The organism is uncultured Mailhella sp., from assembly GCF_944324995.1.
Lineage (GTDB): Bacteria > Desulfobacterota > Desulfovibrionia > Desulfovibrionales > Desulfovibrionaceae > Mailhella.
In genome coordinates this window covers 20,852-40,573 of the sequence record NZ_CALUYL010000011.1, presented here as the reverse complement: position 1 = coordinate 40,573, position 19,722 = coordinate 20,852, and the positions used below count along the sequence as shown (strand labels likewise).

22 protein-coding genes are annotated in these 19,722 nt (G+C 60.2%); all 22 read left to right on the top strand.

All coding sequences use genetic code 11. The annotated features are described in order from the left end of the window. Positions 1-6: 6 nt before the first annotated feature. The 22 genes from Q0K02_RS06285 (at position 7) to Q0K02_RS06180 (ending at position 19,721) form a co-directional block, all read left to right on the top strand. Entirely contained in the window at positions 7-963 is a 957-nt protein-coding gene (locus Q0K02_RS06285; protein WP_294486224.1) for a DUF5309 family protein, read from the top strand. A gap of 253 nt (positions 964-1,216) precedes the next feature. Then, complete coding sequence (locus Q0K02_RS06280; RefSeq protein WP_294486219.1) at positions 1,217-1,687, top strand: hypothetical protein; 471 nt, start codon at positions 1,217-1,219, stop codon at positions 1,685-1,687. Between the two features lie 13 nt (positions 1,688-1,700). Further along, positions 1,701-2,195: a hypothetical protein gene (locus tag Q0K02_RS06275; RefSeq protein WP_294486216.1), complete on the top strand. Its 495-nt coding sequence runs from the start codon at positions 1,701-1,703 to the stop codon at positions 2,193-2,195. A gap of 10 nt (positions 2,196-2,205) precedes the next feature. Continuing rightward, on the top strand, positions 2,206-3,420 hold the full coding sequence (locus Q0K02_RS06270; RefSeq protein ID WP_294486212.1) for a radical SAM protein: 1,215 nt from the start codon (positions 2,206-2,208) through the stop codon (positions 3,418-3,420). 2 nt (positions 3,421-3,422) lie between these two features. Then, positions 3,423-4,544, top strand: coding sequence for a hypothetical protein (locus Q0K02_RS06265; protein ID WP_294486209.1), 1,122 nt, complete (start codon positions 3,423-3,425; stop codon positions 4,542-4,544). Next, a complete protein-coding gene (locus Q0K02_RS06260) occupies positions 4,541-5,596 on the top strand; it encodes a radical SAM protein (protein ID WP_294486207.1) in 1,056 nt (351 codons plus the stop codon). The genes Q0K02_RS06265 and Q0K02_RS06260 overlap by 4 nt, the downstream gene beginning before the upstream one ends. An 8-nt stretch (positions 5,597-5,604) precedes the next feature. Continuing rightward, positions 5,605-6,300, top strand: coding sequence for a queuosine precursor transporter (locus tag Q0K02_RS06255; protein WP_294486205.1), 696 nt, complete (start codon positions 5,605-5,607; stop codon positions 6,298-6,300). A gap of 10 nt (positions 6,301-6,310) precedes the next feature. Next, the gene (locus tag Q0K02_RS06250; protein WP_294486201.1) at positions 6,311-7,252 is read left to right on the top strand and encodes a hypothetical protein; all 942 of its coding nucleotides are present in this window, start codon (positions 6,311-6,313) and stop codon (positions 7,250-7,252) included. 1,624 nt (positions 7,253-8,876) lie between these two features. Further along, entirely contained in the window at positions 8,877-9,197 is a 321-nt protein-coding gene (locus Q0K02_RS06245; protein ID WP_294486198.1) for a hypothetical protein, read from the top strand. After that, on the top strand, positions 9,166-10,146 hold the full coding sequence (locus tag Q0K02_RS06240; RefSeq protein ID WP_294486194.1) for a hypothetical protein: 981 nt from the start codon (positions 9,166-9,168) through the stop codon (positions 10,144-10,146). The genes Q0K02_RS06245 and Q0K02_RS06240 overlap by 32 nt, the downstream gene beginning before the upstream one ends. A gap of 837 nt (positions 10,147-10,983) precedes the next feature. Beyond that, entirely contained in the window at positions 10,984-11,934 is a 951-nt protein-coding gene (locus tag Q0K02_RS06235) for a hypothetical protein (RefSeq protein ID WP_294486319.1), read from the top strand. Continuing rightward, entirely contained in the window at positions 11,927-12,142 is a 216-nt protein-coding gene (locus Q0K02_RS06230; RefSeq protein WP_294486191.1) for a hypothetical protein, read from the top strand. The genes Q0K02_RS06235 and Q0K02_RS06230 overlap by 8 nt, the downstream gene beginning before the upstream one ends. Positions 12,143-12,925: 783 nt before the next feature. Continuing rightward, positions 12,926-13,246 (top strand): hypothetical protein, encoded by a 321-nt coding sequence (locus tag Q0K02_RS06225; protein ID WP_294486189.1) that lies wholly within the window; start codon positions 12,926-12,928, stop codon positions 13,244-13,246. Beyond that, a complete protein-coding gene (locus Q0K02_RS06220) occupies positions 13,243-14,331 on the top strand; it encodes a hypothetical protein (RefSeq protein ID WP_294486186.1) in 1,089 nt (362 codons plus the stop codon). Before Q0K02_RS06225 ends, Q0K02_RS06220 begins: the two co-directional genes overlap by 4 nt. A gap of 1 nt (position 14,332) precedes the next feature. After that, positions 14,333-14,977, top strand: coding sequence for a hypothetical protein (locus Q0K02_RS06215; RefSeq protein ID WP_294486183.1), 645 nt, complete (start codon positions 14,333-14,335; stop codon positions 14,975-14,977). A 1-nt stretch (position 14,978) separates the two neighbouring features. Further along, positions 14,979-15,344 carry a hypothetical protein gene (locus tag Q0K02_RS06210; protein ID WP_294486180.1) on the top strand — a complete coding sequence of 122 codons (366 nt, stop codon included), beginning with the start codon at positions 14,979-14,981 and terminating at the stop codon, positions 15,342-15,344. Between the two features lie 4 nt (positions 15,345-15,348). Next, entirely contained in the window at positions 15,349-15,969 is a 621-nt protein-coding gene (locus Q0K02_RS06205; protein WP_294486178.1) for a hypothetical protein, read from the top strand. Further along, positions 15,960-17,432 (top strand): hypothetical protein, encoded by a 1,473-nt coding sequence (locus Q0K02_RS06200; RefSeq protein ID WP_294486175.1) that lies wholly within the window; start codon positions 15,960-15,962, stop codon positions 17,430-17,432. The genes Q0K02_RS06205 and Q0K02_RS06200 overlap by 10 nt, the downstream gene beginning before the upstream one ends. Then, on the top strand, positions 17,432-17,752 hold the full coding sequence (locus tag Q0K02_RS06195) for a hypothetical protein (protein ID WP_294486173.1): 321 nt from the start codon (positions 17,432-17,434) through the stop codon (positions 17,750-17,752). The genes Q0K02_RS06200 and Q0K02_RS06195 overlap by 1 nt, the downstream gene beginning before the upstream one ends. A gap of 9 nt (positions 17,753-17,761) precedes the next feature. After that, on the top strand, positions 17,762-18,247 hold the full coding sequence (locus Q0K02_RS06190) for a hypothetical protein (RefSeq protein ID WP_294486171.1): 486 nt from the start codon (positions 17,762-17,764) through the stop codon (positions 18,245-18,247). Between the two features lie 2 nt (positions 18,248-18,249). Next, positions 18,250-18,804 (top strand): hypothetical protein, encoded by a 555-nt coding sequence (locus Q0K02_RS06185; protein ID WP_294486168.1) that lies wholly within the window; start codon positions 18,250-18,252, stop codon positions 18,802-18,804. A gap of 8 nt (positions 18,805-18,812) precedes the next feature. Beyond that, the gene (locus Q0K02_RS06180; RefSeq protein ID WP_294486165.1) at positions 18,813-19,721 is read left to right on the top strand and encodes a hypothetical protein; all 909 of its coding nucleotides are present in this window, start codon (positions 18,813-18,815) and stop codon (positions 19,719-19,721) included. Position 19,722 lies beyond the last annotated feature (1 nt).

Here is a 19,722-nt window from a genome sequence, read left to right as displayed (position 1 = left end):
GTTGTTATGGCTACCGTTTCCGGTCAGCTCAAGGACGCGGGCATCAAGGGCAAGCCCCGCGATCTGATGAACACCATTTTCAACGTTGCCCCTACGGACACGCCTTTTCTCTCCATGTGCGGGAAAAGCGAGGCGAGCCAGACGCTGCACGAGTGGCAGACCGACACGCTGGCGAGTCCGGCCGAGAATTCCGTGCTCGAAGGCGCGGATACCACGACGTTTTCCGAAAGCAGCACCACGGAACTTTCCAACAAGACGCAGATTCTCAAGAAGGCCATCAACGTTTCCGGCACGGCGCAGGCCGTGAAGCAGGCGGGCGTGAACAGGCAGTACGCCTATCAGATGGCCCTTCGCACCAAGGAACTCAAGAAGGACGTGGAATACGCGCTTTTGCAGAACAAGCTTGCCCGCGCGGACAACGGCTCCAGTGAAGGCCGCCTCATGACCGGCCTTCCCTGCTGGATGCAGACCAACTACGCAGGGGGCGACAGCGGCGCAAAGGCCACGACTTCGGAAGCGTGTACGGCTGGCACGGCGCGCGTTCCCACGGAAGCCATGCTCAAGAATCTGCTCACGGCCGTGTACAACGCGGGCGGCAACCCCGACCGCATCATGATGGCGCCCGACATCCGCGTGAAGATGAGCGAGGTGCTTTCCGGCGGCGCGACCAAGATTGAAAAGGCCGAAAGAAAGAAGGCGACCGCGGTCATCGACGTGTACGTTTCCGACTTCGGTTCCCTCAAGCTCGTGCCGAACCGCGTGCAGGCCTTCGAGTCCTTCTCCAAGACCTGCGCCTTCGTGCTCGATCCTCAGTACTGGAAGGTGGCGTATCTGCGCGGCTTCCGCGAGGAGCGTCTCGCCGTCACCGGCGACAGCCTGAAGGGCCATGTGCTTGTGGAATGCACGCTCGAAGCCAGAAACGACGCCTCTTCCGGCGTGCTGGCCGATCTCAAGTCGGCGTAACGGCGTCCTTTTCCATGTGGGCGGCGGGGAAACCCGCCGCTCTTTTTTTGCGCTGTGCTTCCGGGGCGGCGGGGCCGGGCGTCGGCTTTTCCTGCGGCTCCGGCTTCCCGCCGGGCCGTTTCCTTGCCGCGCCGGTTCCGCGCCGCTTCCTTCCTGCGTGCTTTCCTGTCGCGTCCGTCCCGGGCCGCGCCATTCCCCGCTTTTTCTGTGCCGCGCTCTGCGCCTGTGTCATGTTCGTGAAAAAGGAGGGTTCATGGCCGTATCAAACTACAATGCCAACCCGGATCTGAACACCACGATTTCGGGCATCAACATCGCCGAGGGCTGTCCGCCGGCGGGCGTGAACAACGCCGTCCGTCAGCTCATGGCGGACGTGAAGGCCGAAAGCGACGCTCTGCGGGAAAAGCTGAGTCTGGCAAAGACCTCGGCGGAGGAAGCCGCAAGCGCGGCCCGGGCGGCCCAGAGCACGGCCGATGCGTCAGTTGCCGCAAGCGGCGTGGCCGCCGGAAGCTATGGCCCGCCCGGCAACGTCTCTCCGGGGCATCAGCAGTCCTTTCAGGTTCCTTTTTTTACCGTGAATGCGAAAGGCAGGATAACGGCTGCCGCAACAAGAACCGTAACGCTTCCTGCCGACGCCAACACGCACTGCACCTATTGCACCCATTGCAGCGGCTGGTGTGCGCACTGCACCTACTGCACGCACTGCACTTCGTATTGCCTGTGAAGGAGATTAAGGCATGGCCGTATCCAGCTACAATACCAACCCGGATCTGAACACCACGATTTCGGGCATCAACATTGCCGAGGGCTGCCCGCCTTCCGGCCTCAACAACGCCCTTCGTCAGCTCATGGCGGACGTGAAGGCGGAAAGCGACGCCCTGCAGAAAGACGTGAGCTCGGCCCAGAGCGCGGCGGATGAAGCCGCAAGTGCGGCCCAGGCGGCCCAGAGCACGGCGAATACGGGCGTCTCCGCAAGCGGCGTGACCGCCGGAAACTATGGCCCGACCGGCAACGCGAGCCCGGCGCACGGCGGAACCTTCACCGTGCCGTACTTTACCGTGGACGCCAAAGGAAGAGTGACGTCCGCCGCAACGCGAAATATTACACTTCCCGGGGATGCCAACACGCACTGCACCTACTGCACCCATTGCAGCGGCTGGTGCACCTACTGCTCCTACTGCACGTATTGCAACTGCCGCTGCACCTCCTCCAACTGCAACTGCAACTGTTGAGAAGTGAAACATGAAATATGTCTTTGAAGTCGGACATGCGTCCGGAACGCTCAGACTCGCCTACGACAGCAGACTCAACACCCTTGACGGAGCCGGGGTTCCGCCGAACTTCATCATGGGTCAGCGGGACGGCGAGGAGCTCAGAATCAACATCGTCATGGGCACGGCGTGCAACTACAGATGCGGCTACTGCTGTCAGGCCGACATGAAAAAGGAAATCTTCTCTCCGCTCCGTCTGGATGCCTTCGTCAGAGGCGTGCGCGACTACTGCGACAGGCATTTTTGCCATGTGGACGCGGCGCGCGTCCTGTTCTGGGGCGGGGAGCCTCTTTTGTATTTCGACATGATGAAGGAACTCGCCGCCGGTCTCAGAGACGTGAAGCCCCGCACACTCCTGGGCATCTGCTCGAACGGCGCGCTGCTCAACGAGGAAAATCTCGCCTGGCTGCACGACAATCATGTCGGCGTGGGCTTTTCCTACGACGGGTCGGGGCAGAGTGCGAGAGACGAAAGCGATGTGCTCGCTCCCGGTTCCTTTGCGCTTGAGGCGCTGAAGGACGGCGTGGCCCGTCATCACTGGTCGGTGAATCCGGTGTTCCACAGGAAAAATCCGCTTGTCTCCCGCTTCATCGACTTCATGGATGAGCGCCTCGGCTCGGAAGAGTGGGCCATCGGCGACGTGCAGATGCTCATGGTCGGCGATGAGGCGAGCGCCGCGTGGGCGCTTTCGGAAAAGGAGCTGTACGCCTTTTCGCTGGACTGCTGCCGCGAGCTCTTCATCGGAAGAGGACGGCGCTTCGCCCATGCCTATGTTCAGGCCGCAAAGAGTTTTCTCCGAAGCCTGGGGCGGACCGGCGGATTCGGCGGCTGTCAGAACGCTCAGCCCGGCGCACTTTCTTTGAATGTGGACATCACCGGCAACGTCTGGGCCTGTCATTCCTTTGCCGGAAAACATGAGGATGAGAGGGGCGGCAATCTGCATATGGGAACGCTTGAGGGGCCGCGCGTGCCCGTGAAGCTCGCGGTGCTGGAGAGTCGGCGCGAGCGCGCCTGCATGGACTGCGTGATGCGCATGTTCTGCGGCGGCGGATGCCTCGGCACGCCGGAGAAGTACGACGAGGTGAACTGCCGCATTCAGTGGCACAAGTGGTTCCCTGCGCTTTCCATGGCCGTGAACATGCTCACGGGCGGCCAGCTTCTTGGCGTGAAAAGGCTGGAGGCGTGACCATGCGGACGCTCTTTCTTCTTTCTTCTCATCACATGCTCGCGTGGCCCGACGGTCACACGGACGCGCTTTCCGTGTTTGCGGGCAAAACGGGATATTACGCGCTGCGGGACCGTTTCGGCTTTCTGAACCGCTTTTCTCCGTACAACCTGTACGAGCCGCACCTGAACATGTACGAGGCGACCTTCTCGAAGCCCCTCAGGGATGTCATGGACGAGCGGGCCGCGGAACTTTGGAACAAATCCCGCCGTGAAGGCCGGGACCTGTACCTTTTCTGCTCCGGCGGCGTGGACAGCACGGCCATGACCATAGCCATGCTGAAAAACGCGGGCGGCAGCCTTCGCGGCCTGCACGTCGTCTATACCAAGTATTCCGTGGAAGAGTATCCGGCGTTCTTCGAGCATCTGCGCGCCTCGGGCGTCGCCATGCATTTCGTGCTTCCGGGGCGGGCTCTGGACAAGGCGCAGCAGCAGGCGATGGAAAAAGGATACGCCCTGACCGGCTGGTGTGCCGATCAGCTCTTCGGCAGCCTGATCAACCACAATTATCCCGACTGGTATTTCCGCGACTGGCGCGACTGGATAGGCTTCGACGACGCCGTGGGGCAGTTCGAGGAGGCCTTCCGGCACTATGGACTTCCGGTGCGGACGCTCGGAGAGTTTCTGTGGTTCATGAATTTCTCCTGCAAGTACGACTTCGTGAAGTACACCGACGTCATGCTTACCGGGCGTCTCACGGGCCGGATGCTTTCCTTTTACGACACTCCCGAATTCAACGCCTGGAGCGTTTCCAATTTTGACGTGCTTCATCAGTATCCTCAGCAGGATACGGAACACTACAAGGCGCAGCTCAAAGACTACATTTTTGCGTACAACGGCGACAGGGCCTATCGCCTGCACAAGGGCAAGCAGGCGTCGTGGCCCATGAAGCGCGAGGGAGACGCCCGGGAGCTTTGGACCTATCCCGTGAGCGTCATTGCCATGGAGAGCCCGGAACGCGTGCGCGTGGAATCCGCCGGCGTGGAACTTCCGGAGGATGACGAGAAGGCCGCGCGTCTTCGCGAAGCCATGATGAAACGTCTGCTCTCGGATTATCAGAGAACCGATGCCCGGAGGCAAGCATGATAAAGATAGAAGTGAATGTCGGAAGCTACTGCAACTATCAGTGTTCGTACTGCTTTGAAAACGGCGAACCCTCCGTGAACAGGGAAGTCACCAGGGTGTCCGTGGAACATCTTTCCCGCCTTGCGGAGTATATCAGATGGCTCAAGACCAGCGTCATGCCCGAAGAGGACATCGTCGTGGTGATATTCGGCGGCGAACCCTTCATGCGCCTGAACGACATCGCCGAATTCGTGCACGCGGCCGATCCCTGCCTCCTGCGGGTGCATATCATCACCAACGGCTCGCTCGCTCAGGAGAATATCGACATTCTCAGCAGAATGAGAAGCGACAACCAGTGTCAGATTTATATCGTGGTCTCGTACGACTACGCCTTTCAGAATGAAACGCGCAAGGCCGACTCCTATGAAACCGTGAGAAACAACATCCGCTTTTTGTACAAGAACGGATTCACCAACAAAACCATATCGGTGTTCAGCGCGAAGAACATTCATCGCATGGATGAAGTCTTTTTTGACTTCCTCGAACTCCGCAAGGATCTTCCCGACCTCATGGCCGTGTTCAACATCGACCGCTTCGGCGCGTTCTTCACCGACATCGACGAAGACGCGGTGCGGGCGTCCCTTGCCAGAATACAGGCGCACATGCAGGAGCATCCCGAACTGAAAAACGCGTTCTTCTTCAACGACGGGCCGGGAAGAATGCGCCGCGAAGGTGTGAGCGACACGTTTTATTCCGTGGTCTATCTGGCCATGTACTATGACGGCTCCCTGTACCCCGGCTATGAAACCGCGCTCGAAGACAAGGCCGTTGCCGACCTGCTGAAGTTCGGCAGCATCGACGACGACTTTGAAAGCATCCAGCAGAACAGGGCGGCGCTGCTGGCAAAGCTTCCCAAGGGCATTCCCGAGGGATGCATGACGTGCAACAATCTCTGCCGCGTCATTCCGTGGCGCACCATGACCTCCGACCTTTCCGAATGGAACGGCATGCCCAAGGATCCCGCCCATTGCAGGATTCACGCTCTTCTCACGGAATATCTGGTTCAGGAGTAGCCGTTCTCATGGAAATGCGCAGTTGCGAACAGAAAACATCCGTCTGCTATACGGTTTTCTGTGCGGTCTTCGTGACCTTCTTCATCATTGATCTGTTTCTGGAAATAAAAGTCGTCAACGCTTTCGGCCTGAATGTGACCACGGGCATTTTCACGTTCATCGTCACCTATGTGATCGACGACTGCCTCACCGAGCTTTACGGCTATGCCAGAGCCCGCTTCGTCATGTGGATAACGTTTTTTCTGGCGATTCTCGTGGTGGGGATTTTTCAGCTGAGCGTGGCGCTTCCGGCGGCCTCCTGCATGGGCAGCATGGCGGAGGCGTACGACAGGGCGTTCAGCATGGGGCCGCGCATACTCGTCGCCATTTTGTGCGGCTATGTCGCCTGTTCCACGGTCAATTCCTGGATCATGTCCCGGCTCAAGCTGCTGAGCCGGGGCAGGTACTTCAAAAGCCGGGCGTTCATTTCTTCCGTGTTCGGGCGGGCGCTGGATGCGCTGGTGTTTCATGTCATCGCCTTCTACGGCATTCTCAGCCTGAAGGAAGCCGTCGGCTTTGCCTGCACCACCTATCTCATTCAAACGGCGGTGGAAACCATGACGCTTCCCGTTTCTTCCAGACTGGTGCGCTGGGTGAAGCAGAAAGAAGGCGCGGATGCCTATGACACCGACGTGTCCTACAATCCGTTTTCACTCAAGGTTTGAGGAGGCAGCCATGCAGAGAGATGTAAAAACAGGAGCCTCCATTGCCGCCTCGTGGGCGTGGGGAACCTCGCTCATCGTGGGCATGCAGATAGCGCAGCAGAAAGGTCTTGGAGCCTGGGCCGTCTGGGCCGCGGCCAACACGCTCACGCTGGCGTTTTTCGGCCTGCTTGCCCGCTGCGGCCTTCTCGGGCGGCATGTCTTCGACCGCCCCGGGATAAAAGTCATGGCGCTGGTCATCCAGTGCTTCTGCCTCGTCATTCAGATGAACATCCTGTTCATGGTGCTCAGGGACATGGGCGTTCCGGAAGGCGGAGCCTCTCTTGCCGCCGCGGCCGTGGGCTGGGCGTTCACCCTTGCCATGTACCGGCACGGCCTCTCCGCGTCCATCTGGACGGACTGCTGGCAGTGGGGCATGACCATGCTGGCCATTGTGGTCATCATCGGCATGGGGCTGTGGCAGGATGTTCCGCGCATCGCGTTTCCCGAAAGTTCCTCCGACGACATGCTCTGGGGCCTGTGGAGCGCGTGCATACTGCTTTCGGGGCCGATAGGCGACGTGCAGCACTGGCAGCGGGCGGAAGTGACGGGACGCGGCACGGCGTTCTTCTGGGGGAGCTTCTTTTTCGGGCTGTACATGCTGCTCGTGCTCGTCATGGCGCAGCTGCAGTTCACCACGGGCATGAATCTTGTTCTGCTTGTCGCGGTGCTCTGCGTGACGAGCTCCACCATAGATTCCATTGCCGTGGCCCTGCACGAAATCAGCAACAGGAAGGTCGGAACCGTGGTCGCGCTTCTGATCTGCTCCTTTTGGGGCGTGTTCGCCCATATCGGCATCATCGAGCTGTGGAGCAGGGCGGGCGTGTTCCGCGTGGCGTTCGCGCTGCTGATTCTCGGCATGGCGTGGAAGGCATGGCGGCCGATTCTCGACGCTTCCCTGAAAAGTGCGCATTAGGAAGGGAAGGAAAGTGTTGCCGACACAATCCTCCCCGGATGCGGGCTCGTTCCCGGATTGAGTGATCCAGGTTTCGCCCCCAGGAGAATGGCAGTTCCCCTGGGGGCTTTGTTGTCTATCCATGTGGCGGATGACCAAAGCCGCCATGACTGCCGCCGTTTTCGGCGGTTTCTGCGGGCGACCTTCAAGGCGGGCGGAATGTTTATGAGCGTGCGAATGAAACATGTGCTGAAAGCGTGGGCACATGGGGAAGTACTTCGGGGGATTGGGGCTTCCCATCAGAGGAAATAACGTGTCTCCACCAGTGCATCCCGTAAATAATAAACGGCTCCTCAGGATGAAGAGCCGTTTCTGGGAAACGCCGGATGGTTCCGCCTTCCATCCTAATACCTCACACTCCCCGGAGGGAGGGGCCACGCAGCGAGCGCTCTCTGCTGACGGCGTTTCCATTGAGTCCAACATACCAGAAATTGACGCGCTCCGCAAGGGGCTGCCGCCGTTTTTCGGCTGGTTCTGCGGGCGACCTTCAAGGCGGGCGGAATGTTTATGAGCGTGCGAATGAAACATGTGCTGAAAGCGTGGGCACATGGGGAAGTACTTCGGGGGATTGGGGCTTCCCATCAGAGGAAATAACGAGTCTCCACCAGGTGCATCCCGTAAACAATAAACGGCTCCTCAGGATGAAGAGCCGTTTATGGGAAACGCCGGATGGCGCAGCAATACGGAAGAACCGTCTATACCATCGTCTAACTCGGTCGAAAAGACCGGTTTACGCAGCGAGCACATCTCTGCTGACGGCGTTTCTGATGACTCCAATATACCCGCGATTGATACGATATACAAGGGGATGTTACCGCTTTTGCCGGTGGAACGGCCGCCGCGCTTTCTCCGGGCGAAGCACGGGCGTTTGTGCCCGTGCAGGACTACCGCGTCCGCGCCATCCCTGCGGATGAATATCCCTAGTCTGCGAATGCTCCGGGCTATGTGAACCGCGAACCGGGGCTGGTAACGCCCGTTTTTGATCCCGTCGACATGCTGACGGCTCCCGTAGGCGCGGCCACGGCGGCGGGCCGCGCGGCTTCTGTGATCGCTGAGCCGTTCATCTCCTATGGCATGGACAAAGCGGGCAACTGGTTGGGTGACAGGCTTGGCGGCCTTTTCGGATACTTCGGATGGGAGGAATGATGACTGACGCGACAAGCTGAAAAGATCGGCAGAAAGTCGTGGCGGACATGGCCGCCGAGTCTGGTGAACCCCATAAACAATAAACGGCTCCTCAAGATGAAGAGCCGTTCCTGGGAAACGCCGGATGGTTCCGCCTTCCATCCTTTGACCGATACACAAAATGTGCACGGAATACGCAGCGAGCGTGTCTCTGCTGACGGCGTTTCCATTGAGTCCAACATACCAGAGATTGACGCGCTCCGCAAGGGGCTGCCGCTGTTTTTGGCGGGCCCTGCGGGCGGTACAAAGAGGCGGGAGGAGAGATCTGGACGAAGGGGGCGTTGAGAGCGGGCGCAGAACATGGTTTCCGCGCCCGTTTTTTTTGCGCCGTGCCTTTGGGAATGTGTCCCGTGTGCCGCGCGGCCGGGCTCTGCTACGCTTCGGGAAAAAGGAGGCTTTCATGCTTGAACTTTCGCAGGGCGTGCGCGGTGTGCGCTTTGCCTGCGCGGACGGTGTTTCCGACTTCGTGACGGAAGAGGGAATCATTTCCCGCGCTCAGGACGTGACGGAGATCATTCGGCAGAACAGGGCGGAGCAGAACGCACAGAAGTGCGGCTTTCAAAAAGCGCCTACGTTCCGCAAGGTTGCGTCCATACCCGTGGCCGTGGTGGACATTGCCGCCGCGCAGGGACTGGACATTCTCAATGACCCGGACGCCATGCGCAGGTTCCTGAACGATCCTGACAACCGTGCCTTCCGCACGACGCTGGAGAGGGTGTGATGGCGAAGATACCGCAGAAACTTATGGGCTGCTCGGAAAGTTTGCCGACAGCCTCGACTGCAACGATTTGCCCAAAGGATGGGCGGATAATCCCGAGATAGTGGAAGCGGCCGGGGAACTGTACCGCGATATGGGCACGGGAAGTCCGTTTTTCAAGGCCTGTTTTGGGAACTGGCCTGCGGCAAAAGCCTGTAATGAAGCAGTATTCGGGGAGCCGGTAGTGACGTTGACCGGAAAAGAATTTCAGAAGGATGGAATGCCGCTGACGGAAAAAGTTCCGGCATGGTATGACGAGATGTTCCGGGGGGCGGTGCGAAGCCCGGAGCCTGGAGACGTGAGCCTTGACTTTGAAGGCGTCAAAGACTCGATGGGGCACGGTATAGGCAGGGAAAAGTCGGCCGCGTTCGCTGCCGTGCCGGATATCATCAGAAGAGGAACGGTGTTTGACCGGCAAAGCAACTGGAAAGGGAGAGGGTACGACACGTCGGTGATATCCGCGCCCATGCGTATCGGCGATACGGATTACGCCGGGGAAGTTGTTGTAAAAAGCGGTAAAGACAGGCAGGGAGTTTATCTGCATGAGGTGGAAAATAAAAAGAGGCTCGAAGATGCGTTCAAGACTGCCAACGGCAGCGCACCCCAAGCCTCACGATTACTTTGGGGGCAAAAGCTTGATGATGTCAAGCGCTCTTCCAAAGTGGTTGATGATGAAGGCAGACCTCTTGTCGTTCACCACAATACAGACGCCGTTTTTGATGTTTTTTTCCAAAGACAAGATAAACAGTCTGGGCGTTTATGGCGAAGGCTTTTATTTTGCCGAAAAGCCCGCGCCTTACAGCCCGCATCAGATGGATGTCTATCTGAAAGGAACGTATGGACTGCCGGAAAAACGTGCGGCGCGTCGTGCCGGGCAGCCGGCTCAGGAACTGGATTATGTCCATGTGCCTGACGAAGGCTATTGGATGGTAAAAGAGCCGAACCAGATCAAGTCCGTCCAGAATCGCGGCACATTCAACCCTGACGATCCGAATATTTATAAGGCGCTCCCAAGGGCTATGGGAGGAGCAGGAACCGCTGCGGCGTTTGCCCCGGGTGAGGCGCAGGCGGCGCAGAAGGGTGAATTCGGTGATGGTGCACCGTGGCGGAACGTCATGGATGAGATGACGCGCGGCCCCGGCACGCGCAACATGCTGGAAGGGCTGGGACGCGGGGCGACGCTGGGCCTTTCCGATCCGGGAAAGACGATATCGGACTTTTTCGGCCTTCCTGACAAAAAAGGCTTCAAGAGTATAACGCTGTATAATCCTGAAGCCTCTAAAGTCGAAAGACTTTTGAAAGACAAGGGCTATTGGGAGGGCGGGTCGACTTCCTCCATCTTTACTCCCTCATTGGGGGAGCGCTCGAAGAGCATTGGCAGCGGGACCCTTTCTGCTGTCAATAACCCGTCTTTTGAGAATACTATACGCGGCCTTGACGCATGGCGCAAGAATAAAATGCTGGTCACAGGTGGCGGGGGCATGTTGCCTTTGTTCGACTCTGGCAGAGCAGAAGGCATGGATTCTGCCCTGAAGAACCGTCGTCCTGGGACGAGTTCAAGCGCGGCCTCGGACGCGCAACATGCTGGAAGGGCTGGGACGCGGGGCGTGGACAGGGAACTTGCTTCGACTCCTCGGAGGGACATTGCCGCCGCGCAGGGACTGGACATTCTGAACGACCCCGAGGCCATGCGCAGGTTCCTGAATGATCCTGACAACCGTGCCTTCCGCACGACGCTGGAGAGGGTGTGATGGCGAAGATACCGCAGAACTTCATGGGGCTGCTCGGAAAGTTTGCCGACAGCCTCGACTACAACGATTTGCCCAAAGGGTGGGCGGATAATCCCGAGATAGTGGAAGCGGCCGGGGAACTGTACCGCGATATGGGCACGGAAAGCCCGTTTTTCAAGGCCTGGTTTGGGAACTGGCCTGCGGCAAGAGCCTGTAATGAAGCCGTATCCGGGAGACCGGTAGTGACGTTGACCGGAAAAGAATTTCAGAAGGATGGAGTGCCGCTGACGGAAAAAGTTCCAGCATGGTATGACGAGATGTTCCGAGGGGCGGTGCGAAGTCCGGAGCCTGGAGACGTGAGCCTTGACCTTGAAGGCGTCAAAGATTCGATGGGGCACGGTATAGGCAGGGAAAAGTCGGCCGCGTTCGCTGCCGTGCCGGATATCATCAGAAAAGGAACGGTGTTTGACCGGCAAAGCAACTGGAAAGGGAGAGAGTACGACACGTCGGTGATATCCGCGCCCATGCGTATCGGCGATACGGATTACGCCGGGGAAGTTGTTGTAAAAAGCGGTAAAGACAGGCAGGGAGTTTATCTGCATGAGGTGGAAAATAAAAAGAGGCTCGAAGATGCGTTCAAGACTGCCAACGGCAGCGCACCCCAAGCCTCACGATTACTTTGGGGGCAAAAGCTTGATGATGTCAAGCGCTCTTCCAAAGTGGTTGATGATGAAGGCAGACCTCTTGTCGTTCACCACAATACAGACGCCGTTTTTGATGTTTTTTTCCAAAGACAAGATAAACAGTCTGGGCGTTTATGGCGAAGGCTTTTATTTTGCCGAAAAGCCCGCGCCTTACAGCCCGCATCAGATGGATGTCTATCTGAAAGGAACGTATGGACTGCCGGAAAAACGTGCGGCGCGTCGTGCCGGGCAGCCGGTTCAGGAACTGGATTATGTCCATGTGCCTGATAAAGGCTATTGGATGGTCAAAGAGCCGAACCAGATCAAGTCAGTCCAGAATCGCGGCACATTCAACCCAGACGATCCGAATATTTACAGAACATTGCCGTGGGCTGCGGGCGGGGCAGGAACGACCGCAGCGCTCGCTCCGGGTGAAGCTTCCGCTTCCGTGCCTGCCGACCAGTATCGTTTTCCCGTCAATGAGCCGGCCATGTGAATCGCGAACCAGGGCTGGAAACGCCGCTGGTGGACGTGGCGGACTTAGCCGCCGAGTCTGGTGAACCTCATAAACAATAAACGGCTCCTCAAGATGAAGAGCCGTTTCTGGGAAACGCCGGATGGTTCCGCCTTCCATCCTCATACCTCACACTCCCCGGAGGGAGGGGCCACGCAGCGAGCGCTCTCTGCTGACGGCGTTTCCACTGAGTCCAACATACCAGAGATTGACGCGCTCCGCAAGGGGCTGCCGCCGTTTTTTTGGCGGGGGCTGCGGGCGACGCATCAAGGCGGGCGGAATGTTTATGGGCGTGCGAATGAAACATGTGCTGAAAGCGTGGGCACATGGGGAAGTATTTCGGGGGATTGGGGCTTCCCATCAGAGGAAATAACGTGTCTCCACCAGGTGCATCCCGTAAACAATAAACGGCTCCTCAAGATGAAGAGCCGTTTCTGGGAAACGCCGGATGGTTCCGCCTTCCACCCTAATACCTCACACTCCCCGGAGGGAGGGGCCACGCAGCAAGCGCTCTCTGCTGACGGCGTTTCCATTGAGTCCAACATACCAGAAATTGACGCGCTCCGCAAGGGGCTGCCGCCATTTTTTTTTGCGGGCCCTGCGGGCGGGACAAAGAGGCGGGAGGAGAGAGCTGGACGAAGGTGCGTTGAGAGCGGGCGCAGAACATGGTTTCCGCGCCCATTTTTTTTGCGTCGTGCCTTTAAGAATATGTCCCGTGTGCCGCGCGGCCGGGCTCTGCTACGCTTCGGAAAAAAGGAGGTTTTCATGCTTGAACTTTCGCAGGGAGTGCGCGGCGTGCGCTTTGCTTACGCGGACGGCGTTTCCGACTTCGTGACGGAAGAGGGAATCATTTCCCGCGCTCAGGACGTGACGGAGATCATCCGGCAGAACAGGGCGGAGCAGAACATTCAGAGATGCGGTTTCCAGAAGGCTCCCACGTTCCGCAAGGTGGCGTCCATTCCCGTGACTGTGGTGGACATCGCCGCCGCTCAGGGCCTGGATATTCTGAACGACCCCGAGGCTATGCGGAAATTTTTGAATGATCCTGACAACCGTGCCTTCCGCACGACGTTGGAGAGAGTGTGATGGTGGATGGGAAAAAGCTCGGCGGTCTTCTGGGGCTGATGGCAGGATGGGCGGCCCTCGCCCCGGATGACGCGGAAGCGGCGGTCTATTCCAAGGATGGGCGGCGCTTGCTGAACCTTTTTGAAAAGGCGTCAAAAGGCGCGTTGCCCATTAATGAGCCGGTGTTCGAGTTTCAGGAACGATTGCCGAAAGACGTCTTCAAGGCAGCAAGGGAAGAGAATGGTGCCTTCCATACTCGAAATTTGGCCGCTAGCAGGAATAATATTCAACACTATTGGGATGCCAGACACGGGCACATGTCCAATGAAGAGATAGAAGATCTTGTTGAGTCTCTAACTACCGGTAAGGGCAGATTCTATGTGCGGGCAAATAAACCCTATGCTGAAAGCATTGGAGCTTTAGGGAGCAGAACAGGAGTGAGAGGTTCTTTGCGTCCTTCTGAAGAATTTACCTATCTGCATCAGGTGAATCCCGTAGACAACAAACGGCTCCTCAAGATGAAGAGCCGTTCCTGGGAAACGCCGGATGGTTCCGCCTTCCATCCTCATACCTCACACTCCCCGGAGGGAGGGGCCACGCAGCAAGCGCTCTCTGCTGACGGCGTTTCCACTGAATCCAACATACCAGAAATTGACGCGCTCCGCAAGGGGATGCTGCCGCTTTTTGCCGGTGGAACGGCCGCCGCGCTCGCTCCGGGCGAAGCACAGGCTGCTCAGACAAACGACGCTCGGGACGGTGGTTCTTCATGGCGGAACGTCATGGATGAGATGACGCGCGGCCTCGGCCTCGGCACGCGCAACGTGCTTGAAGGCCTGGGCCGCGGGGCGACGCTGGGCCTTTCCGATCCGGGAAAGACGATATCGGACTTTTTCGGCCTTCCTGTTCCTGAAACGGCTCTGGAAAAAAGGATGGCGCTTTTTGAAGGCGGAGCCGCCGAGGCCGTTCCGATGATCATTGGCGGCGGGGCCATGGCAAAGATGGCCGCCTCGCCTGTGACTCGCGGCGTCGGAAGGGAGCTTTTTGCCACGCCCGGGCGGGATATTGCCCTGGGCGGATTGCTCGGAAGTTTCCTCGGAGGGGACTGATATGGCCGATCTTACCAGCTACACGGGGCTTTGCGAAGCCGTGGCGGACTATCTGGGCCGTGACGACATGACGGAGCGCATACCCACGTTCATTGCGCTTGCGGAGCGGCGCATGAACCGTGAACTGCGGCTTCGGGTGATGGAGAGGCGGTCGGAAACGTCCGTTCTTGCCGGGCAGAGCGCGGTGCCGCTGCCGTGGCGCAGGCAGCCGGGGAACTGGGACGTGTTCATGGAGATGCGCGACCTCACCTGGGCGGATGCGGACGGCCGGACGGTGAACCTTACCTATTCGCCGCCGGACACGTACGGGCAGAAGAGGGCGCCGGGCAGGCCGCGGGAGTACACGATCATCGGGCGCGACCTGTTTCTGATGCCCGTGCCGGACGGCGCGGGAACGCTGTACCTCACCTATTACGCGGAGATTGAGCCGCTCGGGGAGAATCAGCCGGACAATCCCGTGCTGCTCACGTTTCCGGATCTGTACCTGTACGGGGCGCTGGTGGAAAGCGGGCCGTTCACGCGGGGGAGCGTGCCGCTGGAGACATGGACGCAGTATTACGCCGCGGCGAGGCAGAAGGCGGAAGCGGGTGAACAGCGGGCGCGGTTCACGGCGAACATCACCATGCGCCCGGTAAGGAGGATATGACATGAGTTTGACCAATCATGGAGAAGACAAGCTGCTCACGCTGTTCAAGAACGACGGCTCGTACTATCTCGCGCTGTTCACGGCGGCCCCGGGCGAAACGGGGGGCGGCACGGAAGTGACCGGCGGGGCCTATGCGAGGCAGCTTGTCGCGTTCGGGGAACCTGCCGACGGAACCATGAAGAACAGCGCGGCCATAGAGTTTCCCACGGCCACGGCGGACTGGGGAACGGCGGTTTCGTGGGGGCTGTTCGACGCGGCGAGCGGCGGAAATCTTGTCTGGTACGGTGAGATAACCACGCCCAAGGAGCTTCTGGCCGGCGACATTTACCGGATCAATACCGGCAACCTCACCCTGACCATGGACTGACGGCATGGGCGCGCTGTTTTCCACAATAAAGGCGCCGCCTCAGAATCTGGACAGTCTGGACGACTGGGGGAGCCTGGATGAGCTGCTCTGGTCTCTGGATTCCGACATCTGGAACAGCGCCGGGTTGTACGCCCTGGAACAGGCGGTCGGCCCGGGCGAATCCGGAGAGGAAGTTTCGGCCGTGCGCATCCGGAGCGCGGAGCTGCGGGGGAGCGCCGGGGGCGGCGGAACCATGCAGGGGCATGCCGTGCTGTCTCTCACGGGGAGCGGCGCGGCCCTGCTGGAGGGGGAACAGATAGGCGGCGTCACCGTGGGGATTCCCGCCTCTCCGGCCTCCGCCGCGAGCGGCGAAGCCTGCTTCATGCTCCGCCTGCAGCATGGCGGCGGGGGCGCGGAGGCTTTGGTCGAAAGCGGTTTTCTGCCGTATCGCGTCCGCATGACGGAGCTTTCCGGGCTTGCGGCGCAAACGTCGGAGCACGAGGAGCCGAACCGCGTCCGAGGCGTGACGTGCGCCCCTTCCGCGGCGGCAGGCGAAGAGACGATTGTTCCGGAATACAAGGGCTGGGGCTGGACGGAGCTTGCGCGGCGTGAGGGCCTGTGGAGAGGAGTGGTGCAATGGCAATGAAGAAAACGCGGCTCGACTTCGGCGCGTGGGAGCCGGACGCGGCGCTGTTGAACGGGGAGCAGACTCCCGAAGCGCGCAACGTGATACCGGCAAGGCGCGGCTACCGGCCGCTTTGCGGCAGCGTTGCGCTTGCGTACGACGCGCTGCCCTCGCAGGCGAAGGCGGCCTATTCCCAGCGGGATCTGTACGGCACGAACACCACGTTCGCGGCCACGGCGGAAGGAATCTACACCCTTGAAGGCAAGACGTGGGCGCCAAAGTATGCCGGAACCACGGCCTCAAACGTGCGGGCGTTCACGGAATACGGCAACGCGGTGTATGCGCTGTTCGGCTCCACGCTGCTGAAAAGTTCCGTGGCCGGGGTGGCGCAGAACTTCGAGGCCGTGGAAGGCGCGCCTGCCGGGGAAGTGTTCGGCGTGATACGCGACTTTCTTGTCATGGGCAAGCTGGTTGACGGCAGGAACGCCATACGCTGGTCGGGGCTGGACAGGCCGGACGAATGGCCGGAACCGGGCAGCAACGACGCGCAGTACATACAGTCGGACACGCAGGTGTTTCCCGTGGGCGGTCAGGTGCAGGCCATAGTCGGGGGCGTGGGCGGCGTGGACGGGCTGATTTTTCTGGAACGGGGCATACAGCGGGCGACGTATGTGGGCACGCCGTACATATTCCAGTTCGACCCGGTGGACAGGGAACACGGCTGCGCGTCGCCGTATTCTCCCGTGATATGCGGCAACGCCTGCGTGTATCTTGCGGAAGACGGCTGGCGCATGACCGACGGCGCAAGCGTGAAATCCATAGGCGTGGAGCGCGTGGACGAATGGTTTTTCGATCAGGTGTCCATCGAAAGACTGAGCGAGGTGCGCGGCGTGCACGACAACCGCAACCGCGTGGCCATGTGGAGCTTTCCCACGCCGGACGCCCCGGCGGGAATTCATGACCGGCTGCTCATCTACAACTACATTCTCGATCGCTGGTCCTACGGCGTGATCGACACGGAAACGCTGTTTCAGGACTACACGCGCGGCGGCATGACGCTGGAAGAACTGGACGAATACGGCCCGCTGGACAGCCTGCCCTTCACGAGCCTTGACCTCGGCATCTTCAAGAACGGCGACATGAGCGTGATATCGAGTTTCGACACGTCGCACGGGCTGGCCAACTTCAACGGATCGACGCTGGAAGCGGTCATGGACACGGCGGAGCAGGGCGGGGACAGAATGATGGTGCACGGCTTCCGCCCTCTGGTGGACTGCGGCGGGGCGCAGGCGCTGCCGGTGTTCCGCAGCCGGGAAATGGACGTGCGAAGATTCGGCAGATACACGAAGCAGCAGCGCGACGGCGTGTGTTATCAGCATCTTTCCACTGTGTATCTTGCGGCGCGGGTCATGGTACCGGCGGGGGAGAACTGGCGTCATGCCGTGGGCGTGGAAGCGCTGATTGAAGCGGAAGGAGGCATGTAATGGCGAACTTTGTTCCGCAGGTGTCGGCCTCGACGCCTGCGCAGATGATAGCGCTTGCCGTGGGCGTGAACGCCGCCCTCCGCGGCGACACGGCAAACATCGGGCGCGTGACGTGTGCCGCGGGAGAGACAAGCGTTACGGTGAAGGACAAACGTTGTCGTGCGGGGCGTCTTGCCATGCTCATTCCGCTGGATGCGGCGGCCGCTTCGGCGGTGTGGTGGCTTTCGGAGATGACCCGCGACAGCATGACGTTCCGTTTTGCCGCGGCTCCGGGCGAGTGTTCCTTCGGCTGGGCGCTCATCGGCGACGGCGGACAGTAGGAGAAAAATATGGCAGGACTTTATCAGCGCGGCGTGACGCCGAATCTTTCCAGTCCCGGCATGCGTGTGGACGCTTCCCGGGGCTCGGGCGGAGCCGTTCCCCGGGGCGCGGGGCTTTTGCAGCGTCAGAGTCAGGGCATGGACGCCGCAAAGCTCGGCGGCCTTCTCGGCATGCTGGGCAAGGGGCAGAGCGGTCAGGGGGAAGGCGTGTTCAATGAGGGCGTCATGCCCGGCGTCGGTCAGTCGATGGCCTCTCCGGTGACTTCGCAGGCGAAGAACACGGCGGCCATGATGCAGGGAAGCAATGTGGACGTGGCGTCCAACATGGCGGCAGGCGCGGCGGCAAACCTTCCTCAGCCGACCCTGGCGGGGAACTTCGGCCCCGGCACTCCTGCAACGGGCGGGAACATCGGCAGCGCCGCTTCCGGCATGAATCTCAACTTTGACCCGTCCAAACTCGGCGGACTTCTCGGATCGTTCAATTTCGGAGGCTAAGCATGGGCGAATTTTCCGGCATCTACAGGACGGAGCTTTCCGACGGGCAGCTCATGCGCTTCTGGTCCCGCATGCGCGCCAGCGGGCGCGACACGGCCACGTTCTACAACGTTCCGCGCATGGAGGAGCGGGATTTTGCCGCCTGGGCGCGTTCTTCGAACGTGCATCCGTGGATCATCCTGTTCCGCGGGGAGCCGTGCGGCCTGTTCTGGCTGACGGATCAGGAAGGCAGAACGGCGAAGTGTCATTTCGCCACGCTGCCGCAGGGCACGAAAAGAACGGCGGGAAGGCTTCCCGTGGCGCAGGGCTTCGGGCTGTACGCTCTCGGCATGGCGCTGCACGCGAAGGATGAGGAAGGCCGGTACCTGCTGGATCGCTGTTACGGCATCACGCCGCTGTACAACCGGGCGGCCGTGAGATTCATTCACAGGGTGGGGGCCATGGACATAGCCGTGCTTCCGGGCGCGGTGTTCAATCAGGCCACGGGGCACAACGCCGACGCCCTGCTCACCATGTACACGCGGGACACCGTGCCCGCGGAAAACGCAACGCTGTAGGAGGCGGTATGGGCGGCGGAAAAGGCGGTGGCAGTTCCACCACGACGGTGCAGAAGGCCGATCCCTGGGAAGGGCAGCAGCCCTATCTCACGGATATTTTTCAGGAGGCGCAAAAGCTTTACAACAACGGCGGTCTGGCTCCCGACTACTATCCGGGGCAGACCGTGGCCGGGCAGTCGCAGTGGACGCAGGATGCGCTCAAGATGCAGGCCGACAGGGCGCAGAACGGCAGCCCGCTCATAGACAACGCCTCGAACGCGATGAACAACATCACGACGGGGCAGGCGCTTGCGGACAATCAGGGGCTGAATACGCTGAACCAGCTCTCGCAGGAGGACAACCCCTATGTCGATGAGCTGTACAACCGGGCGAACAGTCAGGTGCAGGCCGATCTCGACGGCAATTTCAACCGTGCGGGGCGTTACGGTTCCGGGGCGCATGAGGCGGCGGCCGCCGATGCGGCCAACAATCTCGCCGCGCAGATGTATTCCAGCTTGTGGGACAAGCGGGCGGACGCGGCCGCGCAGGCCGGTCAGCTCTACAACACGGGCGTGGGTCAGCAGGTGGTGGCGTCTCAGACGGGGCAGCAGCTTGCCAATCAGGCGTACACCGACGCGGCGGCGCTTTCCGAGGCCGGGGGCATGATGGACGACTACAATCAGCAGCTCATCAATGCCGACATCGACCGTTACAACTATGAACAGCAGCAGGCGCTGCTTGCGCTCCAGAACTACAACAATCTGATTCAGGGCAATTACGGCGGCACCAGCACCACGACGGGGCAGCAGAGCGGCGGGAGCACGGTGGGGAACGTGCTCGGCGGCGGCCTGTCCGGCGCGGGCATAGGCAGCATGATCGGCGGGCCCGTGGGGGCCGGCATCGGTGCCATCGCCGGCGGCCTTCTCGGTCTGTTCTAGG